The following is a 24,936-nucleotide window of genomic DNA, read 5'->3' as shown; positions in this document are numbered from 1 at the left end:
GTTCCCCAGATTTATACTGTATCCTGGATTCTGTATTACCTATTTTGCTCCTGTATGTCCCGTCCCACAATATATATCGCGATTACGAATCATGGTTTTGGTCATGCAACCCGCACAGCATCGGTTGTAGATACTATCCAAAAGTTGTTTCCAGAGGCTTTATTAATTTTGGTGACAACAGCACCACGTTGGTTATTGGAATGTTACATCGATGGGGACTTTATTCTGCGTCCCCGTGCTTATGATTTGGGGGTGGTACAAGCGGATAGTTTGAGGATGGATCAAGTTGCAACCAAGGAAAAACTATTAGAAATTTGCCGTCATCAAGAAAAAATTATCGCTGCGGAGGTGGACTATATTTACCAAAATCAGGTTAATTTAATTTTGGCTGATATTCCATTTTTAGCGGCAAAAACTGCCAAAGCTGCGGGAATTCCCTGTTGGATGGTGAGTAATTTTGGTTGGGATTTCATTTATCGTGATTGGGGTGAGGATTTTCAGGAGATAGCAGATTGGATTAGTGAGTGCTATAGTGAATGCGATCGCCTGTTTCGATTACCTTTCCATGAACCGATGTCAGCCTTTACTCAGATTGAAGATGTGGGTTTGATTGGTGGTTCTCCTAAATACGATGTCCAGGAGCTACGGGAAATATTTGCAATTCAAGCTGCACGGGAAAAAACGGTGATGTTAACCTTTGGGGGTTTGGGTTTGCAAGCGATTCCCTATCAAAATCTCGCAAACTTTCCTGATTGGCAATTTATTACTTTTGATGCATCTGCACCCGAACTACCAAATCTATTAAAAATCAGGGATAAAAAATATCGTCCTGTAGATTTTATGCCATTGTGCGATCGCATTATTTCTAAACCTGGTTTTGGCACCTTTGCGGAAGCAACAAAGTTAGGTATTCCCATTGTTTCCCTCACCCGTGATGATTTTGCGGAAGCTGCTTATTTGCTCCGGGGTATTAGTAATTATACCCAGCATCTGATTATTCAACCAGATGAGTTTTTTGCTGGTGATTGGGATTTTATTTCTCAACCCCTAAATCCACCGCAACAAAATAGTCAGCAAATAGGAATTGATGGGAACGAGACCATTGCTAATTCTGTCATCGATTGGTTTCAAGATAGTTATCCTTTGGCTTTAGAAACGACTAAATAGAAAATACCTTCTGTCTCCTGACGGACAATCCCTATACCTGGGTCATGAGGCTTTTTCTAGAGTCGATTCTTCTATACTGTCTTTACTATATTTGCTGTTTTCTGTAGAAATTAACTCTCAATAAATTCAAATTAAATTAGGTAATATTTCGGAATAATGTGAAAATTTTACCTTGTAGATCGGATGATTATTGGCGAGAATTACCGTTAGCAGAAATCAATCAATTCCTCCACCAAAATAAAATCTCATGGAATTGCATTCATCCAATCAACTGACCTTGAGTTTAGCAACTCAAGATGCACGGCGGATTATTGAGCAGCAAAAGGAAGAAAGACAATTTTTATATACTCAAATTAATATTTTATTTGTAACCAATACGGCTTTACTTAGTATTTTAGCTTTATCTAAACTATTGCCAGTGTTTAATATATTTTCAGCCGGGGAAGTAATCTTATCTTTATTAAATTTTACCCTTTTGTTTAATGCCTTAATCCCCCGCCAGTTTATCATTACTCCTAACCTGGAAAACACAGATATCCTGGCCGAGTATTTAAGCCTATCTCCAGAGGACTATCAAGTGCGAATGTTGGTAAATTTAGTGGAAGCTTATAATAACAATAAACAACCACTAAATCAAATATCCCAATCCTTATCCTATGCCGCAGTTGCAACTTGGAGTATCGCACTTATTGCTCTAATGCACATGGCTTCCGTGTATTTCTTACCCTATACAAAGTAAAATGAAATCACCAAAAGTTATCGCCAAAAGCAAATACAAACTCCCTGAACCCGATTATCGTAATATTACAGTCCTAAGTGAAAATCTACCAACTCAACCGATTTTACCGTGGCTAGCGTTGAATAAACTTTGGCTGCGACGCAATTTAGTCAACCGGGAGTAGGGAGTAGTGTAGACGCATTTCTCACAAGACCCTAAAACTCACGGGGAATAGGGAGTAGGGAATAGTGTAGATGCACAAGCAGTAATCCAAAATCCAAAATCCATAGACGCGTTGGCGAAAGCCATACCTTTAGGCTAGGGGATCGACCGAAGAGTAATCCAAAATTCGTTAATTTCCTTCCCGCAATTTATCCAGCACGCTCCGATCTTCGAGGGTGGAAGTATCACCAGACACCTCCTGTCCTGCCGCCAGATTTCTTAATAACCGACGCATAATCTTTCCAGAGCGGGTTTTCGGTAGAGCGTCGGTAAATTTGATTTCACCTGGTCGAGCGATCGCACCAATTTCTTGGACGACGTGTTGTTTTAATGCGTTGGCTAGTTCCTCACTAGGTTGATGGGTTCCTTCTAATGTGACAAAGGCAACAACTTCTTCCCCCTTGATTTCATCCGGTTTCCCCACCACAGCCGCTTCTGCTACCGCCGGATGGGACACCAATGCGGATTCAACTTCCATTGTCCCCAGGCGATGTCCAGAAACATTTAATACATCATCAACCCGTCCCATCACCCAAAAATAACCGTCTTCATCCCGTCTAGCGCCATCCCCAGCAAAGTAAAGATACTTGCCATCCTTGGGGGGAATATGTTCCCAATAGGTGCGTCGGAACCGGTTTTCATCACCGTATACTGTCCGCATCATGCTTGGCCAAGGGTATTTAATCACTAAGTAACCACCCTCGTTATCAGCGACAGGATTGCCCTCCAGGTCTACGATGTCAGCAAGGATACCAGGGAAGGGACGGGTGGCGGAACCAGGTTTAGTGGGAATTGCGCCGGGAAGGGGCGTAATCATGATACCCCCGGTTTCCGTTTGCCACCAAGTATCGACGATGGGACATTTACCACCACCGATAACTTCGTGATACCACATCCAGGCTTCCGGGTTAATGGGTTCACCGACGGTTCCCAATAGGCGTAACGATGATAAATCCCTAGCTTTGGGGTGTTGATCCCCCATTTTGATAAAGGCACGGATGGCGGTGGGGGCGGTATAAAAGATATTGACACCGTATTTTTCAATCACATCCCAGAAGCAACCGGGGTTGGAAGCGCGGGGTGCGCCTTCATACATTACCGTAGTCGCACCGTTGGAAAGGGGACCATACACAATATAACTATGTCCCGTAATCCAACCGACATCGGCAGTACACCAATATACATCCGTTTCCTGTAAATCAAAAATCCATTTGGTGGTTATGTGGGTGTAAAGATTATAACCACCTGTGGTGTGGACTACCCCCTTGGGTTTACCAGTGCTTCCGGAAGTGTACAGGATAAACAGCATATCTTCGCTGTCCATTGCTTCCGCAGGACAGTTGGGGGAGGCAGTTTTTTGTAATTCATGCCACCAGTGGTCTCGTCCAGTTTGCATGGAAATCTCCTGTTGGGTGCGTTGCACCACGAGGACATTTTCCACGCTAGGACAAGCATTATCTGCTAAAGCCTTGTCTACTTGGGGTTTGAGGGGGACGATGGCATCTTTGCGCCAACCTCCATCGGCTGTAATTACCAGTTTAGCTTGGGCATCGATTAAGCGATCGCGTAATGCTTCAGCACTAAAACCACCAAATACCACACTATGGGGTGCGCCAATTCTCGCACAAGCAAGCATTGCTACGGCGGCTTCTGGTATCATCGGCATATAAATACCGACGCGATCGCCTTTTTTAACCCCTAAACTTTTCAAAACATTGGCAAATTGACATACTTCCCGGTGCAACTGTGCATAGGTTAAAGTCCGTGAATCCCCCGGTTCCCCTTCCCAAATAATTGCGGCTTTGTTTTTACGGGGGGTAGTCAGGTGTCGATCAAGACAGTTGTAGGAAATATTGATCTTGCCATTGATGAACCATTTGCCAAAGGGGGGATTACTCCAATCGAAGACAGTATCCCACTTTTGAAACCAGTGTAATTCCTTTTCTGCCAATTCCGCCCAAAATGCTTCCGGATTGGCTTGAGCTTGGTCGTAGAGCTTTTGGTAGTCCTCCAGGCTTTTGATATGTGCTGTTCGGGAAAAGTCGCTACTGGGAGGAAATATCCGCTTCTCCTGCAAAATCGACTCGATTGTAGGTTGTGACATAGTATAAATCCGATTTGGGTCTTGTTACTGACCTTATTTTTAACTGAAGTTCAGCCAAAAATATCTTGATTTTCATTAAGGACGGCAAATTTGACCGGGTTGATGGGGTGATTTTGAAGATTTGTATACTAGGAGCGGTTAGCTATTAACCCAAGGTGCAAGATGTCAGTTAACTTTACTACTCCCCTGGAGACGACCACCGGTTCGTCTCTACGGACTATTCCTACTCCCTGATCTCAACGAGAATTTTCACCACCCACCTAGTACAGACGCGATATATCGCGTCTCTCCCCCTACTCCCTATTCATTTTAAATATTGTTCTGGAGAAAAAGCTTGAAACGCACCTCGTGCTTCCAATTGCTGAATAATTCTGCCAGAGTTAGGGTTACGCATTAGCGATCGCAGAAATTTCAGTTGGGTACTGTTATGGCTTTCGAGCTCGAGTTCTTCGTACACACGTAACTTCGATGATGGTGATAGCTGTCCTTTAATTTTTTCAATCGCAGACACAAATATCTGAGGACGGGTTTGCATTGCTTGTAAAAATAGTTCGAGGATATCGATTATTTTGGCTTCGCTACCAGAATTTAATTCCATCCGATGAAATAACTTTAACCCAACCTGATGATGGCGACTTTCATCAGCGAGAATCTCGTACAATATCCGGGATAATTGGGGGTAATGGCAATTAGAGGCTAAATTCCGATAGTGGCTAAGACTCCAACCTTCTAATACCACCTGCAACACAAACAACAAGACCGCCTTATCTTCTATTTGGGGTATATATTCTAGCCAATGACAAATCAAGTTATTACTGGTTAGTCTGGGGTTTGCTGGTAAAAAAGCGCCTATTTTGGCTAAATGGATTACTTCTTCCCCACTGAATAAGCCGTATAACATTCTTTCTTCCGCACTTTCGGCCATGGATACTAATTTGGCCATATAGCCAACTCCAGCCATTTCTATCAAATAGACTTCCCGTAAGATTTCTCTGTTACATAACCGCAAAATCTCTGCTTTCTCAGCAATTGAAGAATGCTGAAATATTTTTACCCGTTCTAGTCCCAAATAATTCCCATCCCAAAAAACCCCATCGCAATTATCAATATCCTGACGAGTTTTTGCACCTAAATAATTTGTTAATGATAATGATAATGTTTGGCTGATTGTATCCTCATGGGAAATATAAGGTAGACTTAACCTGGTTAAAGACTGTTTTGGAATCATCTGTTTTGATATCAACAGCGAGCAGCAACACGTCAAACTTCAGATTGACATGTATGGCGATGACAAAATTTATTTACAAACCATTAAGACCCGCATTTCTCACAAAACCCTAAAACTCATAGGGAGTAGGGATAGTCCGTAGAAGGAAAATCAATCCGTTACTCGAGGCTTACAACTTACTCGTGAGAAATCCAGGAAGAGTGCAACACGGCATAAATCATCAATGAAGCGACCCTTTGAGATAGCTCAAATGTCGAAAAAGCCTCTTTATGAGTGCCTTACACCTTTTGAATTTTGCTTTGACCTACTAGCTCATCGCGATGTTAATCGGGATTGTAAATAATTGTCATGCCAATAATGCTGTGGGTAGATTGAGTGTATTTTCTCTGATTATCTAACAAATAAATCACGAATGTCGAGTCATTATACTGTTATGTGGCAGTAAAATATCTGTCCTATTTTTTACCCTTGAAATGACAAAAATACGATTACCTACATAGGGAAGCAAAAGTGAAAAAAAATTTTCTCTGTTCCCAACCTACCAGAATTAAGTATAAAATTTCGACCTATTCTCATAAATATTGGTAATTTTTATTTATTTTCCGTCGGAGAAATACGTGTTGTTAGTAGATGTATGCCTATCTCCAAATTCAGAGGCAAGGAGATGACAAATTTAGCGATCGCTTTCATAGTTTAAGAGTACTACAAAAAAAAATACAAATAACTTTCATCAGTTATCCCAAGATATTGTAAAATTCAGTACTTATATTTCTGCCCTGGGGGTAGTTCAAGGTAGGTGGTCTAGTCCAGAAAAAAAGCAAAAAACTGGAACCGGAATCACTACAATAAGTGGTGATGCTAGATAATGAAAAAGCTTTATCCTTAACCTTGAAGTTTCTAGCGACAAAAATAAAGAATTAAAACTATGCGAACTCACTATTGCGGCGACTTGCGTGCTTCAGAGATTGGAAAAACAGTAACCATTAACGGATGGGTAGACCGTCGCCGCGATCATGGGGGTGTGATATTCTTGGATTTACGCGATCGCAGTGGCATTATCCAAATCGTCAGCGATCCGCAGCGGACCCCAGATTCCTATGAGATAGCCAACTCGTTGCGAAATGAATATGTTGTGGAAATCGTCGGTCGAGTCACCCTGCGTCCCAGCGAATCCCTCAACCCGCGTATACCCACCGGAGAAGTGGAGATTTACGCTGACTCAATTAAGTTGCTCAATGCTGTTCGTAAGCAATTACCCTTCCAGGTATCCAGTGCGGACGTTGATCCGGTGAGGGAAGAATTACGGTTGAAATATCGGTATTTAGATTTGCGACGGGAACGGATGGCGAAAAACCTCCAACTGCGTCACCAGGTCATCAAATCAATCCGTCGATTTTTAGAAGATGAACAGGGGTTTATTGAAGTGGAAACCCCGATTTTAACCCGTTCCACCCCCGAAGGAGCGCGGGATTACATCTTACCAAGTCGAGTTAACCCCGGAGAATGGTTTGCCCTACCCCAATCTCCCCAACTGTTCAAACAGCTGTTAATGGTATCAGGATGCGATCGCTATTACCAAATAGCCCGTTGTTTCCGAGACGAGGATTTGCGAGCTGACCGTCAACCGGAATTTACCCAATTGGATATGGAAATGAGTTTCATGTCCGTGGAAGAGATTTTAGAACTTAACGAAAAGCTAGTTTGCCACATCTTTAAAACCGTTAAAGGTATCGATATACCCCGTCCCTTTCCCCGTCTGACCTATGCAGAGGCAATGGATCGCTACGGCAGCGATAAACCTGACACTCGCTACGGTCTAGAACTGGTGGATGTTTCCGATGTTGTCAAAGATTGCGGATTTAAAGTCTTTCATGAAGCCGTCAAACACGGGGGCATTGTCAAAATTTTACCCATACCCGAAGCAAACGACCGCATTTCCAACGTCCGCATCAAACCCGGTGGTGATTTATTTAAAGAAGCCAGCGAAGCCGGAGCCAAGGGATTAGCCTACATTCGTGTCCGCGAAGGCGGTGAAATCGATACTATCGGCGCAATCAAAGACAACCTCACCCCAGAACAAAAACAAGAAATTCTCACCCGTACAGGAGCAAAACCTGGTCATCTGTTACTATTTGCCGCCGCCGATAGCACTACCGTTAACAAAACTTTAGATCGATTGCGTCAAGTCATCGCTCGCGAATTTAACCTGATTCCAGCCGATAAAATCCATTTGTTATGGATTACTGACTTTCCCATGTTTGAGTGGAACGCTGACGAAAAGCGTCTGGAAGCCCTGCACCACCCCTTTACTGCTCCCCATCCCGACGATTTAGACGACCTGAAAACCGCCCGCGCTCAAGCCTACGACCTAGTATTTAACGGCTTTGAAGTTGGTGGTGGTAGTCGGCGGATTTATCAACGGGAAATCCAAGAGCAGGTATTTGCAGCCATCGGTCTCTCGGAAACAGAAGCCCATAATAAATTTGGCTTTTTGTTGGAAGCCTTTGAATATGGTACACCCCCCCACGGGGGAATCGCCTACGGGATCGATCGATTAGTCATGTTATTAGCACAGGAAGAATCGATTCGCGATGTGATCGCCTTCCCCAAAACCCAACAAGCTCGTTGTTTACTCACCGACGCACCATCTAGCGTTGATATCAAGCAGCTCAAGGAGCTACACGTGGCTTCCACCTACCACCCCAAAGAACGGGAATAGCCATCATACACCACCCGGATTTCTCACAAATCCCTCAAACTCTTAGGGGTAGTCCCTATAGATGACACTTCGGGTCATCTATAGGGAGTGGGGAGTATAAAGAAAATGAAGCCGTTACGTAAGGCTTGCCGTCCACTTGTGAGAAATGCAGAACCAGACTGCTCGGAACATCACCCAACAAAAGCGCTCAGTTCAGTTCTGAAAAAGTACAACTAAACCCTAAATCAACGTGAATTAGACGGATTTTAAACACTACAATCCTTGCGAATCAATAATTTTGTTAGTTAAGGTTTAAAGTAACCTCATTGATTAGTTGAGAACAAAGTCAATAACTGGCTGATTCCAGGTTTACTGATTTTATTCTCAATATACTTAGGAGGTTTTTAAAAACTTCTATTTCCCACGAATAATCCTGGACAAGAGTTTCAGGCTTTTCCCTCGCACCCATGCTCCGCGTGGGTGCGGAACCTACGAGGTTCCGACCTCGTGAATGAAGTCAGTAGCCCTCGCTGACTGAGTGACCACGCAGAGCATAGTCATAGTCACTAGATATATATTAAGTTGTGACTAAATTAATACTCGGTTTATTTCCGCCAACCTGTACTAGGAGGTTTTTAAAAACTTTTATTTCACACGAATAATGCTGGACAAGAGTTTCAAGCTTTATAACTCATCGAACTCACGTTAAATCAATAACTGTTTTGGGAAAACAGATCAATTCTTCCTTCCATAGCGGGTTTGGGGGATTATCCCCCAAATATTTTACAAATCAACAAATCAGCTAACTACTCATTCACTGCATTTAAGGATTTTTCAAATTCCATCCGTTGCTCAACATTACGGAGAAAATATCCATTCAACATTGCCGAGGCTAACATTCTTCCTAAATTTTCCCGACTAGTGGCAATCGTGATATTAAAGTCTTCCGATGGTAAATTACCTAATAAATTGACAATAGTGCGCTCAAATGCTTGTAAAACTTCTGGTGAAGCCGGTTGGGATAGTTGGGTGACAGTTTCTGGACTCATTGACTGAACGTAGTTCCACAATTTGTTACCGCTATGGGTGGCTTCGGATTCAAAAAATTCTGGATTTTGCCGTGAAAGGTTGCTCATAGTGCTAAATTTTGTAATTCGTAATTCGTAATTCGTAGTTCGTAATTCGTAATTAAGAGTTAATAATTAATTCGTTGGGGTTTCAAACCCCCTGATGTTAATCATGGAGAAACTAGAAATGTGTGGTTTTATGATTTCAAGCCCCTAGATTTGTCTATGGGGTATTAATTACTTCGGTGTAGTCTTGTCGTGGACTATTTACGCTTTGCGGCTTGATCCCGTATCTCAATTCAGGGTATGTACTAAACCGAAAATATTTGGTCAGGCTTCATTACCTATAAATCTAACAAAAGCTAATTGCTTCCGTTATCCTCATAACCGAACTCTTTTTTTGCGGTTTCTACACCCTAACCACAATGGAAACCGGACTGACTCTACTTACAACCAAGTTCCCCACAAACTAATTTCAATGCTTCTTGTGTACCTACAGACAGCAAATCGTAGTCATTTATGTATCAATCGTCCAATGATAACTTTTTTAAAATCTTTAGTTAACCTTTTGTTTACCTAAAAGGTATATGTTGGGGGTGCGCAAACTTCCAAGCTTCAACAAGAAGATTGTAAACAATGAATATCCAAAAGCAAGTAACAAAGACAGCTAAATCCGTAGCTGTTTTATCAGTATTAGCGCTGACGGTAAGTCTTACTGCCTGTGGTGGAGAGCAAGCTGCTACCGATGGTAATGGTACTCCAAAAGCAGATAACGTGGCAGCAGGTGGTTCCAATCTTTCCGGAACAGTGGTAGTAGATGGTTCTAGTACCGTGTTCCCCATTTCCGAAGCGATGGCGGAAGAATTTCAAAAAGCCAATCCAGGTGTGAAAGTAACTGTTGCCAAATCTGGTACTGGTGGTGGTTTCAAGAAATTCTGTAACAATGAAACCGATATTTCCAATGCTTCCCGTCCAATTAAGGCTGAAGAAATTGAAGCTTGTAAGAAGGGGGGAGTGGAATACATCGAGTTACCAGTCGCATTTGATGGTATTTCTGTAGTTGTAAACCCCCAAAATACCTGGGCTAAATGCTTAAAGGTAGATGAGCTAAAAACCATGTGGGGTAAGGATGCTCAAGGTAAGATCAATACCTGGAATCAGGTAAATCCCAAATTCCCTGCCGAAAAACTGACTTTGTACGGACCAGGTACGGATTCGGGAACCTATGACTTCTTTACCAAAGGAATTACTGGTAAAGAGGGAGAAAGCCGTGGGGACTTTACCGCGAGTGAAGATGATAACACCTTGGTTCAGGGTGTGGCTGGAGATAAAGGTGGTTTAGCTTTCTTTGGTTACGCTTACTACGTCCAAAATAAGGATAAATTATCTCTGGTTAGTATTGATGCTGGAAAGGGTTGCATAGAACCAAGTCCAGAAACTATCAGTAATGGTACTTATCAACCTTTGTCCCGTCCCGAATTTATCTATGTGAAAAAATCTTCCGCAAGCAGACCGGAAGTGAAAGCGTTTGTGGACTTCCACTTAGCTAAAGCTAATCAAAAGCTTGTTTCCGAAGTGGGTTATGTTCCTCTACCTGATGATTTAATTGCTCAGGTACAAGCGCGGTTTGAAAAGGGTACAGTTGGTTCTTTGTTTGAAGGTGGTTCCAAAGTGGGAGTGACCATCAGTGACTTACTCAAGAAAGAGAGTAAGTAGTAGTTCTGGAAAATTATTTGATCTAGTTTGTTAGTGGTGTAAAGATGGAGTGGGTAAGTTAAATATTACCCACCTTTATCAAATATCAAAATAATCAGGTGACACCAGATGTATTCCAATTACTGCTGGTGATGTAAAGATTTCGTAATTTCTAGAACTTTCGGTGTGGGAAGTGTACTTTTGTTGAGGCACTCTGTACAGTTAGTTCGTGGTTAGTTTGTGACAAGACCTGATGGAGAAGGAATCTCCGCCTACTGACAGTGGATAGATATCTGTAAGAGCAGATTATTTTCATAAAATTCAACCATAACCCGACTTTTCAGGTGGTGTTCAAATTTACATTAATTAATCAAGAAAAAGTTTGGGGAACAATGAGATGAGGTGCGATAATCAATGGTAAGCGATTCATCTTCAAATATGACAAGTAATTCTAATTTGTGGCGGCCAAACCGGACTTTAAATAAGCGGGTTGAGGCATTTGTAAAGGGTTTATTTGGTTTATTTGCGTTTATTTCGGTTTTAACCACAATTGGAATTGTTCTCACCTTAATTTTTGAGACTGTTGCTTTTTTTCAAGAAGTACCAATTTGGCGGTTTTTAACGGAAACCGAGTGGACACCGTTATTTGCTAATCAGCAATTTGGGATTATTGTTTTGATTAGTGCGACGGTATTAACTTCCATCATCGCCCTAATTGTGGCATTACCCTTTGGATTATTTGCTGCGATTTGTTTGAGTGAATATGCACCACGGAATGTGCGTAAATGGCTAAAACCAGCTTTGGAGGTGCTTGCAGGGGTTCCTACCGTAGTATTTGGGTATTTTGCACTATTAGCAGTGACTCCCTTCCTACGGAGCTTTGTACCGGGATTGCAAGGTTTTAATGCTTTGAGTGCGGGATTGGTATTAGGTGTTTCCATTATTCCCCTAGTAGCATCCTTAAGTGAAGATGCGATTTATGCAGTTCCCAACAGCTTACGCCAAGGTTCCTATGCAGTTGGTGCAACTAAACGGGAAACAATCGTTTCGGTGGTATTACCAGCAGCCTTGTCAGGGATTGTTGCTTCTTTTATTTTGGCAATTTCCCGAGCTATTGGTGAAACCATGATTGTGACGATTGCGGCTGGTCAAAACCCACGTTTAGCATTTGACCCGCGTGTATCAATTCAGACTATGACTGCCTTTATTGTCCAGGTCAGTAAGGGGGATACACCTGCTGGGTCTTTGGCTTACAAAACCATTTTTGCGGTGGGGATGACGTTGTTTTTAATTACCTTAGCTTTAAACCTGGTTAGCTACTGGTTTGTGCGTAGTTTTAGGGAGAAATACGATTAATGCAAGATAGCATCAAACAAAGTAGTCACGGTCATAGTCCCAATTTTGACCTCGCTTTAGACAAGCGCTATGGTTTAGATAAAGTGTTTGCGATCGCATCTTGGGTAGCAACAATCTTTGGTTTAGTAGTTCTGGTCTTTTTGTTGTTTGATATTCTTACCGATGGTTTAGGAAGGTTAAACTGGCAGTTTTTAACTAGTTTTTCTTCCCGTCGAGCAGCAGATTCGGGGGTTTTAGCTCCCTTGGTGGGGACAATTTGGTTGCTAATGATTACGGCTTTAGTGGCTTTCCCCTTGGGAGTAGGAGCTGGCATATACTTGGAAGAGTATGCCACCAGCAATTGGTTTACAAACCTGATTGAGATTAATATTTCCAACTTGGCAGCAGTTCCATCGATTATTTATGGGTTATTGGGATTGGGGATTTTTGTCCGTGTCCTGGAACCCGTGACAGGTGGTCGCAGTGTGCTTGCAGGTGGTTTAACTTTGGCGTTGTTGATTTTGCCAATTATTATTATCACCACCCGCGAATCCCTCAGAGCAGTACCAGATAGTTTACGACAAGCAGGTTTTGCGCTGGGTGCAACCAGATGGCAAGTAATTCGGGAGCAAATTTTCCCCATTGCCTTACCTGGTATTTTGACGGGAACTATTTTGGCTTTATCGAGAGCTATCGGTGAAACCGCACCACTGATTATTATTGGAGCTGTAAACTTTATTGCCTTTTTACCCAACGGATTGCGTAGTGCTTTTACTGCTCTCCCGATTCAGATTTTCGATTGGGTATCCCGTCCCCAACCAGAATTCCATACTAATGCAGCAGCAGGAATTATCGTCCTGATGGTGGTGTTGTTGTTAATGAATACCACAGCCATCATTTTACGGAACAAATTCCAAAGCGATCGCAATTAATTTAGATTTTTCTCTAGTATCCAGATTTTATGACACACGTTTCTCACACTTCAGTTGCAACCGCACCAGTTTTGCAAGCTGAAAACCTATCGGTTTTCTATGGTAGCTTCAAAGCTGTTCGCGATGTCTACCTAGATATTGCTCGAAACCAGGTGACAGCTTTTATTGGTCCTTCTGGTTGTGGCAAAAGTACCGTACTCAGGTGTTTTAACCGTCTCAATGACCTAATTCCCGGATGTCACATTCAAGGTCGCATTCTCTTCGACAATCAAAATATCCACGATAAAAGAATCGACCCAGTGGAATTACGTCGTCGGATTGGGATGGTGTTCCAAAGACCTAACCCCTTTCCAAAAACAATCTACGAAAATATAGCCTTTGGTGCTAGGATTAATGGCTACCAGGGGAATATGGATGAGTTGGTGGAACAAAGTTTGCGTCAAGCAGCTTTGTGGGATGAAGTCAAAGATAAATACAAACGGGAAAGCGGTTTAGCCTTATCTGGTGGTCAACAGCAGCGTTTGTGTATTGCTCGCGCGATCGCTATCCAACCAGAGGTATTACTAATGGATGAACCCTGTTCCGCTCTTGACCCAATTTCCACTAGACGGGTGGAAGAACTGATTCAGGAATTGAAACAGCGATATACCATTATTATTGTGACTCATAACATGCAACAAGCCACCCGTGTTGCAGACATGACCGCCTTTTTCAATGCAGAAGCAACGGAAAAGGGTAACAAAATGGGTTATTTGGTGGAATATGCACCAACCGAGCAAATTTTCAACAATCCTCAACAAGAATTTACCAGGCAATATGTAACTGGTCAGTTCGGTTAATTTTGATTTAGTTATTTAGCTTAACTAACCGGAGTTTGGGATCCGCTGAAATACAACAAAATACAACAAATTATATCCTTGGTTGTAAACCTGATTATCTTGTGGCAATCATTACAAAAATAGCCTGAAACTGCACTGACTTTAATTCGCTTGTATATTAAAGGTTCAAGACAATTGCAAAAAGAAAGATTGGGAGGATTGAGAAAGCAGGGAATACTCGTAAATGTCAAAAAATAGTACACTCAACGCAGTTGGTAATCACCACGTGCTTTGATGTCATGACAATTACATTTGATTCCAGCTTTCTTTCCTCCAGATTTTATCAAAAATCAAAAACCTTTGTATACGAAACCGCGCTAGGCAAATAACAAATTTCACCTAGCAACCATAATTAAAATTAATCATCACATATCATCCGGATTCACACCTAATTCTCTTAACTTTTTCGCCAAACGTTCAGCTTTTTCTTTCTCTTTCATTCCTTCCCGTTCAGCATTTTCCTGCGGTGTCAGCAGCAATAAAAATCTCATCATTGGGATAATTGGGTGGTTAAAAAGCATCTTCTAGCAAGCGGGGTTGCCAAATATGAAATTGATCAGGCAAACCAGGTTCCTCCAGGTCTTCGCTTTTAAGATCGTACATTGTAGGTAGGATTTTTTGCGGAGGGTGGGGAGGATCGATTTGGAATATGATATGAAAACCTGCGCCGACCAATAATCTACGCTAGCGCATTTCTGGTGTCTTGTGTTTATATGTTTGTTGCTCAGAGGATGTTTATCAAGTATTAATTATCACTATTTTGACTATCATCCTGACCCTGGACATGGGGTTATAAAGCTGATTTTTCCTTCGAGAGTACAGACGCGACATGTCGCGTCTCTTCCTATTCCCAAAAACGATAATTCAAGTATTAAAAATGACTTTTTAAACAACCTCTGAGAGTAGGCGAATAATTTCATCTTCAACCGCATCTGGAGACTGATCCCCATTAATTGTCAGTAAGCGACGACGGCGATCATAATATTCAAGAATGGGAACCGTACAGTCGTAGAATAACTCAACTCGACGATGGATAATCTCCGGTTGATCATCAGGTAGCGATCGCTCAACGGAACGATTTACCATCACCGCTTCTGGTACTTGTAAATACACACACCAATCTAATTTTTGCCCCAGTTCATCAAGTAAAAAATCTAACTCTTCAGCCTGAAATGCTGTTCGGGGATATCCTTCTAACACCCACCCCTTAGAAACATCTGGCTTTTTTAAACGAGAACGAATAAATTCAATCATCAAATCATCTGGGACTAGTTCCCCTTGTTCAATGTAGGGTTGAGCGTGAAGACCTAATTCTTGTAGCTGTGGATCATCTAGAACTGCTGACTGAGTTATTGCTTCCCGTAGCACTTCCCCGGTTGAAACCCGTTGAATCTGAAAGTAACGGCATATTCGTTCTGCTTGCGTACTTTTACCAGAACCGGAGCCACCTAAAATCACCACTCTCACAACTGTACACTCCTAACTCAATTTTGATAGTTAAATTTAAAACTTGATACCTCTGTTGTTCCCAAATCAATCGCTAAGATAACATCATCACTCAGTTTAATTTATTCCTCAATTTGTCTAGTGGTATTTACCCGGAAAATAAAAAGTTTTTATTTTTACCAATATCTAGGGTGTAGACACACTGCACCGAGTTTGCCTCATAGGTGCAAATAAATCTTTTAGTTGTTACATTTAGAAACCAATTAGCCTACCATCGGTAATACCGAAGAATGATGATTAACTCGGAATATTCCCTCGCATATCTCCAAGAAATGTTTGATATTATTTTGCTAACCCTTGACTTAAAGCAATTGTAGATGCTTGACTATTTAATGCTACATTGCTAACTAATTCAATTGTTCACCATACAAATTTTCATTAACACCTAGTTAGTTTTGTCAATTTAGCGCGAAATTACTGAATTAGACTGTATTTTTTGGAACTATTTCTATGGTTGCCCAGCTAAAGACCGAGCGTATCAATTCGAGCCTAAGATTACCATACACCCTCGAAGGGCAAATACATGTTTTTACTACATCTCACCGTAGCTTTTTTACTAATGTTATGGCGGAGGCACTGAGAATCGCTGGACAGGGAACCCCGGTTTTAGTAGTCCAATTTCTCAAAGGTGGTATTAATCAAGGACCAGAAAACCCTGTTCGCCTAGGACAAAAAATGGATTGGATTCGCTGCGATTTACCCCGTTGTATTGATACACCCCATCTGGATGACATTGAAAACCAATCTCTACAGTCTCTGTGGCTTCATACACAAGAGGTTGTCAACACCGGTAAGTATTCCCTCGTGGTCTTGGATGAATTAAGTGTGGCGATTCATTTGGGGTTAATCCCGGAAACGGAGGTATTACAGTTTTTAAGCAAGCGTCCCAGCAACATTGATATTATTATGACAGGTTCAGATATGCCTAAATCGATTTTGGACTTGGCTGACCAAGTTACCAATGTACGTCGTAGTCAATAATTATAGGGTTGAGGTTTTTCGGAGGAGGTGAACTATCACCCGTCAAGCGTCAACAAACCAGAAAGGAAATATGTCACGATGGGAAGTACAAACAATCATCTCGTCAGACAATGGGAATAGGGAGTGGGAAAAAAAGCACTTTCATCTCCAAGAGCAACTGCATTACGCACATCTACGGTTCTGGTGTAAGTAATGCATGTAGGCTAATCACTATCAATTCATTAATGAACGGATTGGCAGATGGACGGTAAAGATTGAGCCTTCACCGGGTTTACTCTTGACGCTAATGGAACCTCCGCAGCGTTGAAGTAGTTCTTGAACTACACTTAAACCTAAACCAGCACCTGTATTTTCATCTAGGGAGGTAGTGCGTATTCGATAAAAACGGTCGAATATTTTACTCAACTCTCCTTCTGGGATACCGATACCTGTGTCCCTAACCTCTATGTGAATGGCTTCTCCTTGTTCTCGTACTTTTACCCAAACTTGACCACCTTTGGGTGTAAATTTAATACTATTAGCAAGTAAATTAATAATAATTTGTTTGAGTCCACCACTAATAAACCAGACTTCCGGTAAATCCGAGGGAACGGTATAAGCCAGCATAATTCCCTTTTCATGGGCTAAGGGTTGGTAAGTGCTGACAACTCCGGGGACGACCTCGGAAAGATTAACGGCTTCAAAGTGGGGAGATTTAAAGCTTTTTTCGATTTCTAGTAATTCTACCACACCATTAATCAAAGAATTTTGGCGATCGCATTGAGTACTGAGCATCTGTAGGTATCGCTGACGTTGCAGGGGTTTGAGGGTGGGTGAATTTAAAAGAGATAGTGCTGTTTTCATGTGTGTTAGGGGAGCGCGTAGTTCTTGGCAGACACTGCTTAAGTAATTATCCTTAACTTGTGCCAAGTTACTGAGTCTTTTGCTATACTCATGGCAACGATGGAGACGGAGACTATTTTTGTGCTGCGCGATTTCGTTGTGGCGTAACATCTGCTTGATTGCCAATTCCCCCATGATTCTACCGTCGGGTGTTTGGGAGATGGAAATATCTTGTTCACCAATCACTCCCTCAGCTTGGAGAGCAGTAACTACGGTTGCGATCGCTTGTCCATTAAAGGTGTTGATGGTTGCTAACCAGGGTATGGGGGTTTGAAGGTTTTTGTAGCGTTTTTTACCTCTTCCTGGGCGTATAATCGCGACTAAACTACTAAACCTAGGTGACAAAACCAAAAAAAAGTATTCTCTACGCAGCTTACCATTTTTAGGGATTGCCACGGGATAGTGATTACTGGCAATAGGGTTTATTACTTCTGTCTTTTGACTCAAGGTGTAGATTTTACTATTATCCTTAACAGCAATTAGATAGCGCTGAATTTCCCCTCGCCAAAGTTTTCCGTCCGGGAGTTTCGCGAATATTGTCGCAGGAATTTTTTCATCAATCAGGACATCCATGTGGGCACGTATCATCGACAACAACACAGATGGACTAACGACTAGGGGTTCAAGTCCAAAGTCACCGCTACGCACCGTCTGAAAAATCGACAAATCTTGCATAAGGGAGGGATTCATGGGCAAGCTAAATGAAGGAAATATGCAGCCAGTATAAGGCAATAAAGAATACTGCCTTATATTGTCGCCTTGATTTGTTCATTTTTGACAAAAATAATTGGTGATTGTACGCGCTTCTGGAGTGATTGTCAAAATTTTGTCAGAATCGGGAGACAGTATGTAAGTAAGTCCGGGAGGAAAAACCATAGATGCACAATTTCTTCTGGAAGATGACGTAAAAGCTCGTAGTTGCGCAAAGAGCGCTACAGCAAGAGCATCCTCTGAAACTAGGTCAACTAACTACAAACAAGTGATAATTATTTAACTAACTTACATACAGCAGATTCGAGGTTTATGAGGTACAGTAGCAACAATTAGTAAACCAATTTTTTAGATGCTTTGGATCAACTAATGTCAGTGCAATTTTAATTAAACCATCAACTACAGATGCACTTTTAGGAGAAAACTGTTTTAAGAACGCTTTTAATTGTGACCACCAATGTTCAATTGGATTAAATTCAGGGGAATAAGGAGATAGATAAAGAACACTTGCTCCTACAGATTCAATCAAAGGCTTAATCTCTTCGACTTTATGTGCTGGCAGATTATCCATTACAACGACTGCACCAACCCATAATTGTGGAAGTAAAAAATGCTCTACAAAAACTTTATAAGCTTCTCCATTCATTGAGCCATTTAAAGTCATCACAGCTAAGACTTTTTTGAAGCTAATTCCTCCAATTACACTTATTTTTGCACCTCGGTAATATGGTTTAAAATCATAAGCTCTACTCCCGCGATCGCTTCGAGCATGAGTTCTAGTCAAACCAAGCAAAACACCCATTTCGTCTATAAACACAAGGTTTTCTGGGTCTATGTGTTTTACTTTCTCCCAATATTCTAATCTCAGTTTTTGGACTCTTTCTGTTTTCGCTTGGCTGCTACGTAAAGTCTTTTTTTTCGAGTTAATTCTTGTTTTTGCAATGCACAACACATCACACTTGCACACACCCAAATGTTATATTTTTCTCCAAAATACTCGCAATATTCCAATAAAGTTAAATCCGGGTAACTTTGAACCATTTCTGCTAATTCGCTACCGTAATCATCTAGCTTACCCTTCATTGCTCCACCTTGCTTTTTGGGTTCTAGATGCCCTTCCAATCTTTTTTGCCTGATTAGCTTCTGCACATAGCTTTTTGCTATACCAAACTGCACAGCTACTCCTCGAATTGATGTATCACCCTTTTCGTAAGCACTTACTATTTTTTCTCGTAAATCGATTGAGTAGGGTTTCATTTTAATTTTTGATGCACTAATAACAAGTGTACCTCATTTACCTCGAAAGTGCTGTATCACATATCTTTACAGTGTTACCGATTCACTGTTTCCTGGAATAAAAATTTAGAGATCGTCGCTGACTACTTAGTTTTTGTTGCGTTGTTGTACGGTGGTCAGCCAAAATCCCTAGATGGTGATATAGTAGCAAAAATCGGTTCGGATAGGGAGCAGCTATCCGAGGTAAGGGGGAAAGTTCGGTGTAAATCCGGCGCTGTCCCGCAGCTGTGAGCCAATTTTGTCGTTGAGGGTAAGTAAAAGCAGCTATACTTTTACACAGTCAATAAGTGAGCTTTTGGTGAAAATGGTTAATGCTTAAAAGCCAACTGTCAGTTGTCAACCAACCAAAAGGGAAACATATTTCAGTGTGGGAAGTATGAATCATTTAATCTCTAGACTAAAATTGTGTCAGTCAGAATACCCACCGATACTTGCTTGAATGTGACTAACATGAATCTGCGAGGTACAGATAATGGGAAAATGGGGACGAAGATGTGTGAGTCTGAGTCTGATTGCGGTTTTAAGTTGCTATCTAATAATCAGTTCAACTCAACCAGCCTATGGGATGCATATTATGGAGGGTTTTTTACCTATTCCTTGGGCTGTTTTTTGGTGGGTGGTGACATTGCCTTTTTTGATTTTAGGAATGCGATCGCTGTCTCGAATTACCCAGGAAAATCCCCAACTTAAGTTATTATTAGCACTGGCTGGTGCGTTTACCTTTGTACTATCGGCCTTGAAAATGCCATCGGTGACCGGTAGTAGTTCTCACCCGACTGGTACGGGATTGGGAGCAGTGTTGTTTGGTCCGTTGGTGATGTCCGTATTGGGGACTTTGGTATTATTGTTTCAGGCTGTATTAATTGCTCATGGTGGTTTGACCACCTTGGGTGCAAATGCATTTTCAATGGCGATCGCAGGACCCTTTGCTGCCTACTGGATTTATAAATTGATTGTTGGTATAACTAGTCAGCAGCGTTTGGCGATTTTTGCAGCTGCGGCTTTGGCAAATTTGCTCACCTATGTAATTACTTCTCTCCAATTGGCTTTAGCTTTTCCCGCTTCCATGGGGGGAGTGATGGCTTCGTTTGCTAAATTTGCAGGGATTTTTGCCTATACCCAAGTACCCTTATCAATTAGTGAAGGATTGTTAACCGTATTGGTATGGAACTGGTTAGAGTCCTACAATGCACAGGAATTAGAACTTTTACGATTAATTCAGCCAGGAAAACATGAATCAATCTCGCAACCAAGTAAGTAATTGGTTATTGGTGTTAGGGGTAGTAGCTTTGGTGGTTGCACCTTTGATTATTGTGCGTGGTTCGGAATTTGCTGGTGCAGACGGACAAGCGGAGGAGATAATTAAGCAGGTCAAACCAGATTATAAACCTTGGTTTGAACCGATTCTTGCTCCCCCTGGTGGTGAAACTGAAAGTTTATTATTTGCATCTCAAGCAGGGTTGGGTGCTGGTTTAATTGGCTATGTAATTGGTTTTTATCGCGGTCGTCAACGTCAGTAAGTCGGTGGGTGGTCGTTGAAATTAGGGAGTACAGACGACCCGTCGGGTCGTCTGTACAGGGAGAGAAGCGATATATCGCGTTTGTACGGGAGTAAAGCTTTGAGCCAAATGTTCGGTTACGTTGCGGTTTTATAACGTTATGGGTGGGGTCTAAATCCCCATCCGTAACGTAATTACAAATTAGTAACTACGAATTACGAATTGTTAATGTCTTTCCCACTTGATAGCCTAGCTTATAGGAATAAACTCCGGAATATACCTGCCATTGCCAAGGTAATTTTCAGTTTATTAAATTTTGCGATCGCATTTTTTTTCCATCCACCAATCCAGCTAATTCTCGCTCTATGGATGGGGTTTTGTCTGGTTGTTTTTGCGGGTATTCCCATCAAGTTTTATCTCAAATTATTGATGGCTGCGAGTATTTTTATGTTGATGAGTTTACCAGCTTTGATAATAAATCTTATTGATTATAAACTCTGGGAATTGGTTAAAAATGATGTCTGGCAAGGATTGATTTTTGGCAATCATTATATATATGTAAGTCGTCAGGGAATCAACCAAGCCTTCACAATTTTTTGTCGCTCCTTTGCAACCATTTCTTGCTTATATTTTTTGATTTTATCTACCCCATTCACAGATATTTTACAGGTGCTACGTCAATGGGGATTTCCTACCCTTTTAACGGAATTATTACTCTTGATGTATCGATTTATTTTTGTCTTACTAAAAACAGCAAATCAACTATGGATTGCTCAAAATTCCCGTGGCGGTTATCGCACTTGGAAAAGGGGTATTAGCAGTTTTGCCCTTTTAGTTGGCCAACTTCTGCAACGTAGCTTACAACAATATCAAGAGTTTAGTAAAGGCTTAGAAAGTCGAGGATTTAATGGTGAAATTCGCGTCTATAGCTTCCAGCGCCTTAGCAATTGTCATCACCCCGGTAGCCAACCTATCTATCAACGATATTTATTTGTCGCTATGATGAGTTGGATAATATTGATTTGCTTAGAAATCCTCTATGTCCAATTCCGATGCCGAACTCTTCTTGATTTTAATCATGTCAGCTATAAATATTTTGGTTCCAAACAAATTACCATCAACCAACTTACACTCCAAGTACCTGCGGGGAAAAAATGCGCCCTAATTGGTCAAAATGGTTGTGGTAAAACCACCTTATTTTTATTAGCCAATGGACTATATAAACCCCTATCAGGTCAAATCAAATGGCGTGGTCAACCCTTTGCATATACACACTATTATTTAAATCACTTAAGACAGAAAATCGGTTTAGTATTCCAAGACCCAGAACATCAATTAGTTGCATCCACCGTCGCAGAAGATATTTCCTATGGATTATGCAACTTAAATTTACCTCTCCAGGAAATCAAAACCCGTGTCGAAAAAGCTCTGATAGACTTTGAATTAACAGAACTTGCGGATACACCCATTCATCACCTCAGTTTAGGTCAAAAAAAACGAGTTTCCATCGCCGATGTCATGGTACTACAACCCGAACTACTTATCCTCGATGAACCCACTGCCTATTTAGATATAAAACACACCCGTCAACTCCTATCGGTTTTAGCCAAAATCCATCAATCCGGTACAACCCTCCTCATGGCAACCCATGACCTCAATTTAGTTTATAACTGGGCTGATTGGATATTCGTCATGGATCAAGGTCAATTAATCCTCGAAGGTGAACCCAACTATATCTTTAGCCAAACCCAAACACTCACAGATTTAGAATTAGATATACCCCTGTTAGCAAAAATTCAGGGACTCTCCCCCACTGACTTGGAAATTGAACCAGCCATTCTCGCACAAATTAAAGATAAAATTCTTCAACTGGCAAAGAAAACCTAGAATCTAATCACCCCGGATTTCTCACAAATTAAAAAAATCCAGGGAGTAGGGAGTAGGCATTAGGGAGCAGTCACACCATCAACCCGTTATGCTTCTTAATTACGTACGCGAAGCGTTGCCGCAGGCTATTACGAATTACGAATTACAAATTACAAATTAAGTTAAAATGTTCTTGCGTGAACCTGCATTTTTTTGTAAAGTAACCCATGACCACTTCTAAGCGTTCCTATCATATCACTACCTTCGGCTGTCAAATGAATAAGGCGGACTCAGAACGAATGGCTGGTGTCTTAGAAGACATGGGCTTTGAGTTCGCCGCAGACCCAAATCAGGCAGATTTAATCCTCTACAACACCTGTACTATCCGTGATAACGCCGAGCAGAAAGTATATTCCTATCTCGGTAGACAAGCCAAACGCAAGCACGAAAAACCAGATTTAACCCTAATTGTGGCTGGATGTGTAGCCCAACAGGAAGGAGAAGCCCTATTGCGTCGGGTTCCAGAACTAGATTTAGTCATGGGTCCCCAACATGCAAATCGCCTCAAGGATTTATTACAGCAGGTATTTGACGGCAATCAGGTCGTGGCCACCGAAGCCGTTCATATCATGGAAGACATTACCAAGCCACGGCGAGATAGCAGTGTCAGCGCTTGGGTGAATGTGATTTATGGTTGCAATGAGCGTTGTACCTACTGTGTCGTTCCCAATGTCCGGGGTGTGGAACAGTCGCGCACACCGGAGGCAATTCGTGCCGAAATTGAGGAATTAGGACGACAGGGTTACAAAGAAATTACTCTCCTGGGACAAAATATTGATGCCTACGGACGGGATTTACCAGGAACAACCCCAGAGGGACGACATTTACACACCTTTACGGATTTATTATACTTTGTCCACGATGTGCCAGGAATTGAAAGAATTCGTTTTGCTACATCCCATCCCCGTTATTTTACGGAGCGTTTAATTCGCGCCTGTGCTGAATTACCGAAGATTTGTAAGCACTTCCATATTCCCTTCCAATCAGGGGATAACGAAGTCTTGAAGCGGATGGCACGGGGATATACCCACGAAAAATATCGCCGGATTATTGAGACAATTCGTACCTATATGCCCGATGCAGCCATCAGTGCGGATGCCATTGTTGGTTTTCCCGGAGAGACAGAAGCGCAATTTGAAAATACCTTGAAACTAGTGGAAGACATCGGGTTTGATATACTAAATACTGCTGCCTATTCCCCCCGTCCAGGGACACCCGCAGCCCTATGGGAAGAGCAAATCAGCGAAGAAGTCAAAAGCGATCGCCTACAAAGATTAAACCATTTAGTGGCAATTAAAGCCGCCGAGCGATCGCAGCGATATCTAGGTAGAATTGAACAGGTATTAGTAGAAGAGCAAAATCCCAAAGATGGGAGCCAGGTGATGGGACGTACCGACGGCAATCGACTTACCTTTTTCCAAGGTGACATCAATGAGCTAAAAGGGCAAATTGTCAATGTGAAAATTACGGAAGTGCGTGCCTTTAGTTTAACAGGAGAACCAGTCCCAGTTGCCCAATCAGTAGCAAGGCTAAAGATTGGTTAGGGCTGAAAGAATATCAGAAGGGGAAAAAACACGTCCCGCATTTCTCACAAAACCCTAAAACTCATGGGGAATAGGGAGTACAGACGACCCGACGGGTCGTTTGTACGGGAGTAGGGAGTAGAAGGAAAATCAATCCGTTACTCAAAGCTTACAACTTACTCGTGAGAAATCCAGGAGTCTTATTCGTCACTTTATCTTATTAGATTTTAAAGCTTATACTTCAATACAGTTCAGTTAGACTTAAAAGCTTGATTACTGGGTAGGTTAGGTTGAAGAATGTAGAGGCAGAGCCTAGGCTGTGTACTTTGTGCCTTTTTTGGGGTCGCAAATTTATCCACAAACCGTGACAACAAACTTGTTCCAATACTGGGGCTGTTGATACATATAGGGAAGCTCTGCTTCCTGATTTGAGGGAGTAACCCTCGTGGAATGCGTCCCCACCCGGAGCATCGGGACAAGATAATCACAAAAACAGTGTGAACTTATGGGTAAATTTCCACAAAATCAACAGTCTAAGCAAAGCCTCAACCCAACCTACAGTTATCTT

General features: G+C 41.8%; 21 protein-coding genes, 1 pseudogene and 1 riboswitch. Of the genes and pseudogenes, 14 read left to right on the top strand and 8 right to left on the bottom strand.

The window, feature by feature from the left end; all coding sequences use genetic code 11:
• Nucleotides 1-54 precede the first annotated feature (54 nt).
• The 3 genes from CDC37_RS08065 to CDC37_RS24095 all read left to right on the top strand — a co-directional run bounded on the left by CDC37_RS08065 (nt 55) and on the right by CDC37_RS24095 (nt 2,069).
• On the top strand, nt 55-1,167 hold the full coding sequence (locus CDC37_RS08065) for a glycosyl transferase (RefSeq protein WP_096621289.1): 1,113 nt from the start codon (nt 55-57) through the stop codon (nt 1,165-1,167).
• Between the two features lie 247 nt (nt 1,168-1,414).
• Entirely contained in the window at nt 1,415-1,906 is a 492-nt protein-coding gene (locus CDC37_RS08060) for a hypothetical protein (protein WP_096621288.1), read from the top strand.
• Between the two features lies 1 nt (nt 1,907).
• Nucleotides 1,908-2,069 (top strand): hypothetical protein, encoded by a 162-nt coding sequence (locus CDC37_RS24095; protein WP_157780680.1) that lies wholly within the window; start codon nt 1,908-1,910, stop codon nt 2,067-2,069.
• 168 nt (nt 2,070-2,237) lie between these two features.
• Here CDC37_RS24095 and acs read toward each other — a convergent pair whose 3' ends face one another.
• Together acs and CDC37_RS08050 are read right to left on the bottom strand one after the other, a co-directional pair.
• On the bottom strand, nt 2,238-4,211 hold the full coding sequence (gene acs / locus CDC37_RS08055) for an acetate--CoA ligase (RefSeq protein WP_096621287.1): 1,974 nt from the start codon (nt 4,209-4,211) through the stop codon (nt 2,238-2,240).
• A gap of 304 nt (nt 4,212-4,515) precedes the next feature.
• Nucleotides 4,516-5,439, bottom strand: a complete 924-nt coding sequence (locus CDC37_RS08050) for a ferritin-like domain-containing protein (RefSeq protein ID WP_096621286.1) — start codon at nt 5,437-5,439, stop codon at nt 4,516-4,518.
• Between the two features lie 925 nt (nt 5,440-6,364).
• Here CDC37_RS08050 and aspS point away from each other — a divergent pair.
• A complete protein-coding gene (aspS, locus tag CDC37_RS08045) occupies nt 6,365-8,158 on the top strand; it encodes an aspartate--tRNA ligase (RefSeq protein ID WP_096621285.1) in 1,794 nt (597 codons plus the stop codon).
• A gap of 785 nt (nt 8,159-8,943) precedes the next feature.
• Here aspS and CDC37_RS08040 read toward each other — a convergent pair.
• Nucleotides 8,944-9,273, bottom strand: a complete 330-nt coding sequence (locus CDC37_RS08040) for a DUF760 domain-containing protein (protein ID WP_096621284.1) — start codon at nt 9,271-9,273, stop codon at nt 8,944-8,946.
• Between the two features lie 567 nt (nt 9,274-9,840).
• Between CDC37_RS08040 and CDC37_RS08035 the strand changes: the two genes are divergently transcribed.
• The 4 genes from CDC37_RS08035 to pstB all read left to right on the top strand — a co-directional run bounded on the left by CDC37_RS08035 (nt 9,841) and on the right by pstB (nt 14,005).
• Entirely contained in the window at nt 9,841-10,920 is a 1,080-nt protein-coding gene (locus CDC37_RS08035; RefSeq protein WP_096621283.1) for a PstS family phosphate ABC transporter substrate-binding protein, read from the top strand.
• 417 nt (nt 10,921-11,337) lie between these two features.
• Nucleotides 11,338-12,255 carry a phosphate ABC transporter permease subunit PstC gene (gene pstC, locus CDC37_RS08030; protein ID WP_096621282.1) on the top strand — a complete coding sequence of 306 codons (918 nt, stop codon included), beginning with the start codon at nt 11,338-11,340 and terminating at the stop codon, nt 12,253-12,255.
• Nucleotides 12,255-13,166 (top strand): phosphate ABC transporter permease PstA, encoded by a 912-nt coding sequence (gene pstA / locus CDC37_RS08025; protein WP_096621281.1) that lies wholly within the window; start codon nt 12,255-12,257, stop codon nt 13,164-13,166. The genes pstC and pstA overlap by 1 nt, the downstream gene beginning before the upstream one ends.
• A gap of 29 nt (nt 13,167-13,195) precedes the next feature.
• Nucleotides 13,196-14,005, top strand: coding sequence for a phosphate ABC transporter ATP-binding protein PstB (gene pstB / locus CDC37_RS08020; RefSeq protein ID WP_096621280.1), 810 nt, complete (start codon nt 13,196-13,198; stop codon nt 14,003-14,005).
• A gap of 404 nt (nt 14,006-14,409) precedes the next feature.
• Here the strand turns inward: pstB and CDC37_RS25460 are convergent, their stop codons facing one another.
• Both CDC37_RS25460 and CDC37_RS08010 read right to left on the bottom strand, forming a co-directional pair.
• The gene (locus CDC37_RS25460) at nt 14,410-14,538 is read right to left on the bottom strand and encodes a hypothetical protein (RefSeq protein ID WP_255408907.1); all 129 of its coding nucleotides are present in this window, start codon (nt 14,536-14,538) and stop codon (nt 14,410-14,412) included.
• A 391-nt stretch (nt 14,539-14,929) separates the two neighbouring features.
• The gene (locus tag CDC37_RS08010; RefSeq protein ID WP_096621279.1) at nt 14,930-15,511 is read right to left on the bottom strand and encodes an adenylate kinase family protein; all 582 of its coding nucleotides are present in this window, start codon (nt 15,509-15,511) and stop codon (nt 14,930-14,932) included.
• A 489-nt stretch (nt 15,512-16,000) separates the two neighbouring features.
• Between CDC37_RS08010 and CDC37_RS08005 the strand changes: the two genes are divergently transcribed.
• Nucleotides 16,001-16,531: a P-loop NTPase family protein gene (locus tag CDC37_RS08005; protein ID WP_096621278.1), complete on the top strand. Its 531-nt coding sequence runs from the start codon at nt 16,001-16,003 to the stop codon at nt 16,529-16,531.
• Between the two features lie 213 nt (nt 16,532-16,744).
• Here CDC37_RS08005 and CDC37_RS08000 read toward each other — a convergent pair whose 3' ends face one another.
• The 3 genes from CDC37_RS08000 to CDC37_RS24880 form a co-directional block, all read right to left on the bottom strand.
• Nucleotides 16,745-18,103 (bottom strand): ATP-binding protein, encoded by a 1,359-nt coding sequence (locus CDC37_RS08000; protein WP_096621277.1) that lies wholly within the window; start codon nt 18,101-18,103, stop codon nt 16,745-16,747.
• A gap of 331 nt (nt 18,104-18,434) precedes the next feature.
• Nucleotides 18,435-19,076 (bottom strand): IS630 family transposase, encoded by a 642-nt coding sequence (locus CDC37_RS24090; protein WP_197707004.1) that lies wholly within the window; start codon nt 19,074-19,076, stop codon nt 18,435-18,437.
• A complete protein-coding gene (locus tag CDC37_RS24880; protein ID WP_096619923.1) occupies nt 18,989-19,381 on the bottom strand; it encodes a helix-turn-helix domain-containing protein in 393 nt (130 codons plus the stop codon). The genes CDC37_RS24090 and CDC37_RS24880 overlap by 88 nt, the downstream gene beginning before the upstream one ends.
• A gap of 177 nt (nt 19,382-19,558) precedes the next feature.
• Nucleotides 19,559-19,863: riboswitch (cobalamin riboswitch) on the top strand.
• Between the two features lie 29 nt (nt 19,864-19,892).
• On the opposite strand from CDC37_RS24880, the gene CDC37_RS07985 reads away from it, so the two are divergent.
• From CDC37_RS07985 to miaB, 5 genes and pseudogenes are all read left to right on the top strand, one after another.
• Nucleotides 19,893-20,681 carry an energy-coupling factor ABC transporter permease gene (locus tag CDC37_RS07985; protein ID WP_096621276.1) on the top strand — a complete coding sequence of 263 codons (789 nt, stop codon included), beginning with the start codon at nt 19,893-19,895 and terminating at the stop codon, nt 20,679-20,681.
• The gene (locus tag CDC37_RS07980) at nt 20,653-20,940 is read left to right on the top strand and encodes an energy-coupling factor ABC transporter substrate-binding protein (RefSeq protein WP_096621275.1); all 288 of its coding nucleotides are present in this window, start codon (nt 20,653-20,655) and stop codon (nt 20,938-20,940) included. The genes CDC37_RS07985 and CDC37_RS07980 overlap by 29 nt, the downstream gene beginning before the upstream one ends.
• Nucleotides 20,941-21,147: 207 nt before the next feature.
• Nucleotides 21,148-21,822 (top strand): annotated as a pseudogene (gene cbiQ / locus CDC37_RS25165) (cobalt ECF transporter T component CbiQ); the annotation flags it as partial.
• A gap of 99 nt (nt 21,823-21,921) precedes the next feature.
• A complete protein-coding gene (locus CDC37_RS07975; RefSeq protein ID WP_096626022.1) occupies nt 21,922-22,806 on the top strand; it encodes an energy-coupling factor ABC transporter ATP-binding protein in 885 nt (294 codons plus the stop codon).
• 206 nt (nt 22,807-23,012) lie between these two features.
• On the top strand, nt 23,013-24,389 hold the full coding sequence (miaB, locus tag CDC37_RS07970; RefSeq protein WP_096621274.1) for a tRNA (N6-isopentenyl adenosine(37)-C2)-methylthiotransferase MiaB: 1,377 nt from the start codon (nt 23,013-23,015) through the stop codon (nt 24,387-24,389).
• The last annotated feature ends 547 nt before the right edge of the window (nt 24,390-24,936 follow it).

Source organism: Calothrix sp. NIES-3974 (assembly GCF_002368395.1).
Lineage (GTDB): Bacteria > Cyanobacteriota > Cyanobacteriia > Cyanobacteriales > Nostocaceae > NIES-3974.
This window is presented reverse-complemented; position numbering and strand designations above follow the sequence as displayed.

What these genes read in the sequence shown, in the direction of transcription:
- CDC37_RS08065 (WP_096621289.1), top strand. Translation starts at nt 55, where the DNA reads ATGTCCCGTCCCACAATATATATCGCGATTACGAATCATGGTTTTGGT.
- CDC37_RS08060 (WP_096621288.1), top strand. Translation starts at nt 1,415, where the DNA reads ATGGAATTGCATTCATCCAATCAACTGACCTTGAGTTTAGCAACTCAA.
- CDC37_RS24095 (WP_157780680.1), top strand. Translation starts at nt 1,908, where the DNA reads ATGAAATCACCAAAAGTTATCGCCAAAAGCAAATACAAACTCCCTGAA.
- acs (WP_096621287.1), bottom strand. Translation starts at nt 4,211, where the DNA reads ATGTCACAACCTACAATCGAGTCGATTTTGCAGGAGAAGCGGATATTT.
- CDC37_RS08050 (WP_096621286.1), bottom strand. Translation starts at nt 5,439, where the DNA reads ATGATTCCAAAACAGTCTTTAACCAGGTTAAGTCTACCTTATATTTCC.
- aspS (WP_096621285.1), top strand. Translation starts at nt 6,365, where the DNA reads ATGCGAACTCACTATTGCGGCGACTTGCGTGCTTCAGAGATTGGAAAA.
- CDC37_RS08040 (WP_096621284.1), bottom strand. Translation starts at nt 9,273, where the DNA reads ATGAGCAACCTTTCACGGCAAAATCCAGAATTTTTTGAATCCGAAGCC.
- CDC37_RS08035 (WP_096621283.1), top strand. Translation starts at nt 9,841, where the DNA reads ATGAATATCCAAAAGCAAGTAACAAAGACAGCTAAATCCGTAGCTGTT.
- pstC (WP_096621282.1), top strand. Translation starts at nt 11,338, where the DNA reads ATGACAAGTAATTCTAATTTGTGGCGGCCAAACCGGACTTTAAATAAG.
- pstA (WP_096621281.1), top strand. Translation starts at nt 12,255, where the DNA reads ATGCAAGATAGCATCAAACAAAGTAGTCACGGTCATAGTCCCAATTTT.
- pstB (WP_096621280.1), top strand. Translation starts at nt 13,196, where the DNA reads ATGACACACGTTTCTCACACTTCAGTTGCAACCGCACCAGTTTTGCAA.
- CDC37_RS25460 (WP_255408907.1), bottom strand. Translation starts at nt 14,538, where the DNA reads ATGATGAGATTTTTATTGCTGCTGACACCGCAGGAAAATGCTGAACGG.
- CDC37_RS08005 (WP_096621278.1), top strand. Translation starts at nt 16,001, where the DNA reads ATGGTTGCCCAGCTAAAGACCGAGCGTATCAATTCGAGCCTAAGATTA.
- CDC37_RS08000 (WP_096621277.1), bottom strand. Translation starts at nt 18,103, where the DNA reads ATGAATCCCTCCCTTATGCAAGATTTGTCGATTTTTCAGACGGTGCGT.
- CDC37_RS24880 (WP_096619923.1), bottom strand. Translation starts at nt 19,381, where the DNA reads ATGAAACCCTACTCAATCGATTTACGAGAAAAAATAGTAAGTGCTTAC.
- CDC37_RS07985 (WP_096621276.1), top strand. Translation starts at nt 19,893, where the DNA reads ATGGGAAAATGGGGACGAAGATGTGTGAGTCTGAGTCTGATTGCGGTT.
- CDC37_RS07980 (WP_096621275.1), top strand. Translation starts at nt 20,653, where the DNA reads ATGAATCAATCTCGCAACCAAGTAAGTAATTGGTTATTGGTGTTAGGG.
- CDC37_RS07975 (WP_096626022.1), top strand. Translation starts at nt 21,922, where the DNA reads ATGAGTTGGATAATATTGATTTGCTTAGAAATCCTCTATGTCCAATTC.
- miaB (WP_096621274.1), top strand. Translation starts at nt 23,013, where the DNA reads ATGACCACTTCTAAGCGTTCCTATCATATCACTACCTTCGGCTGTCAA.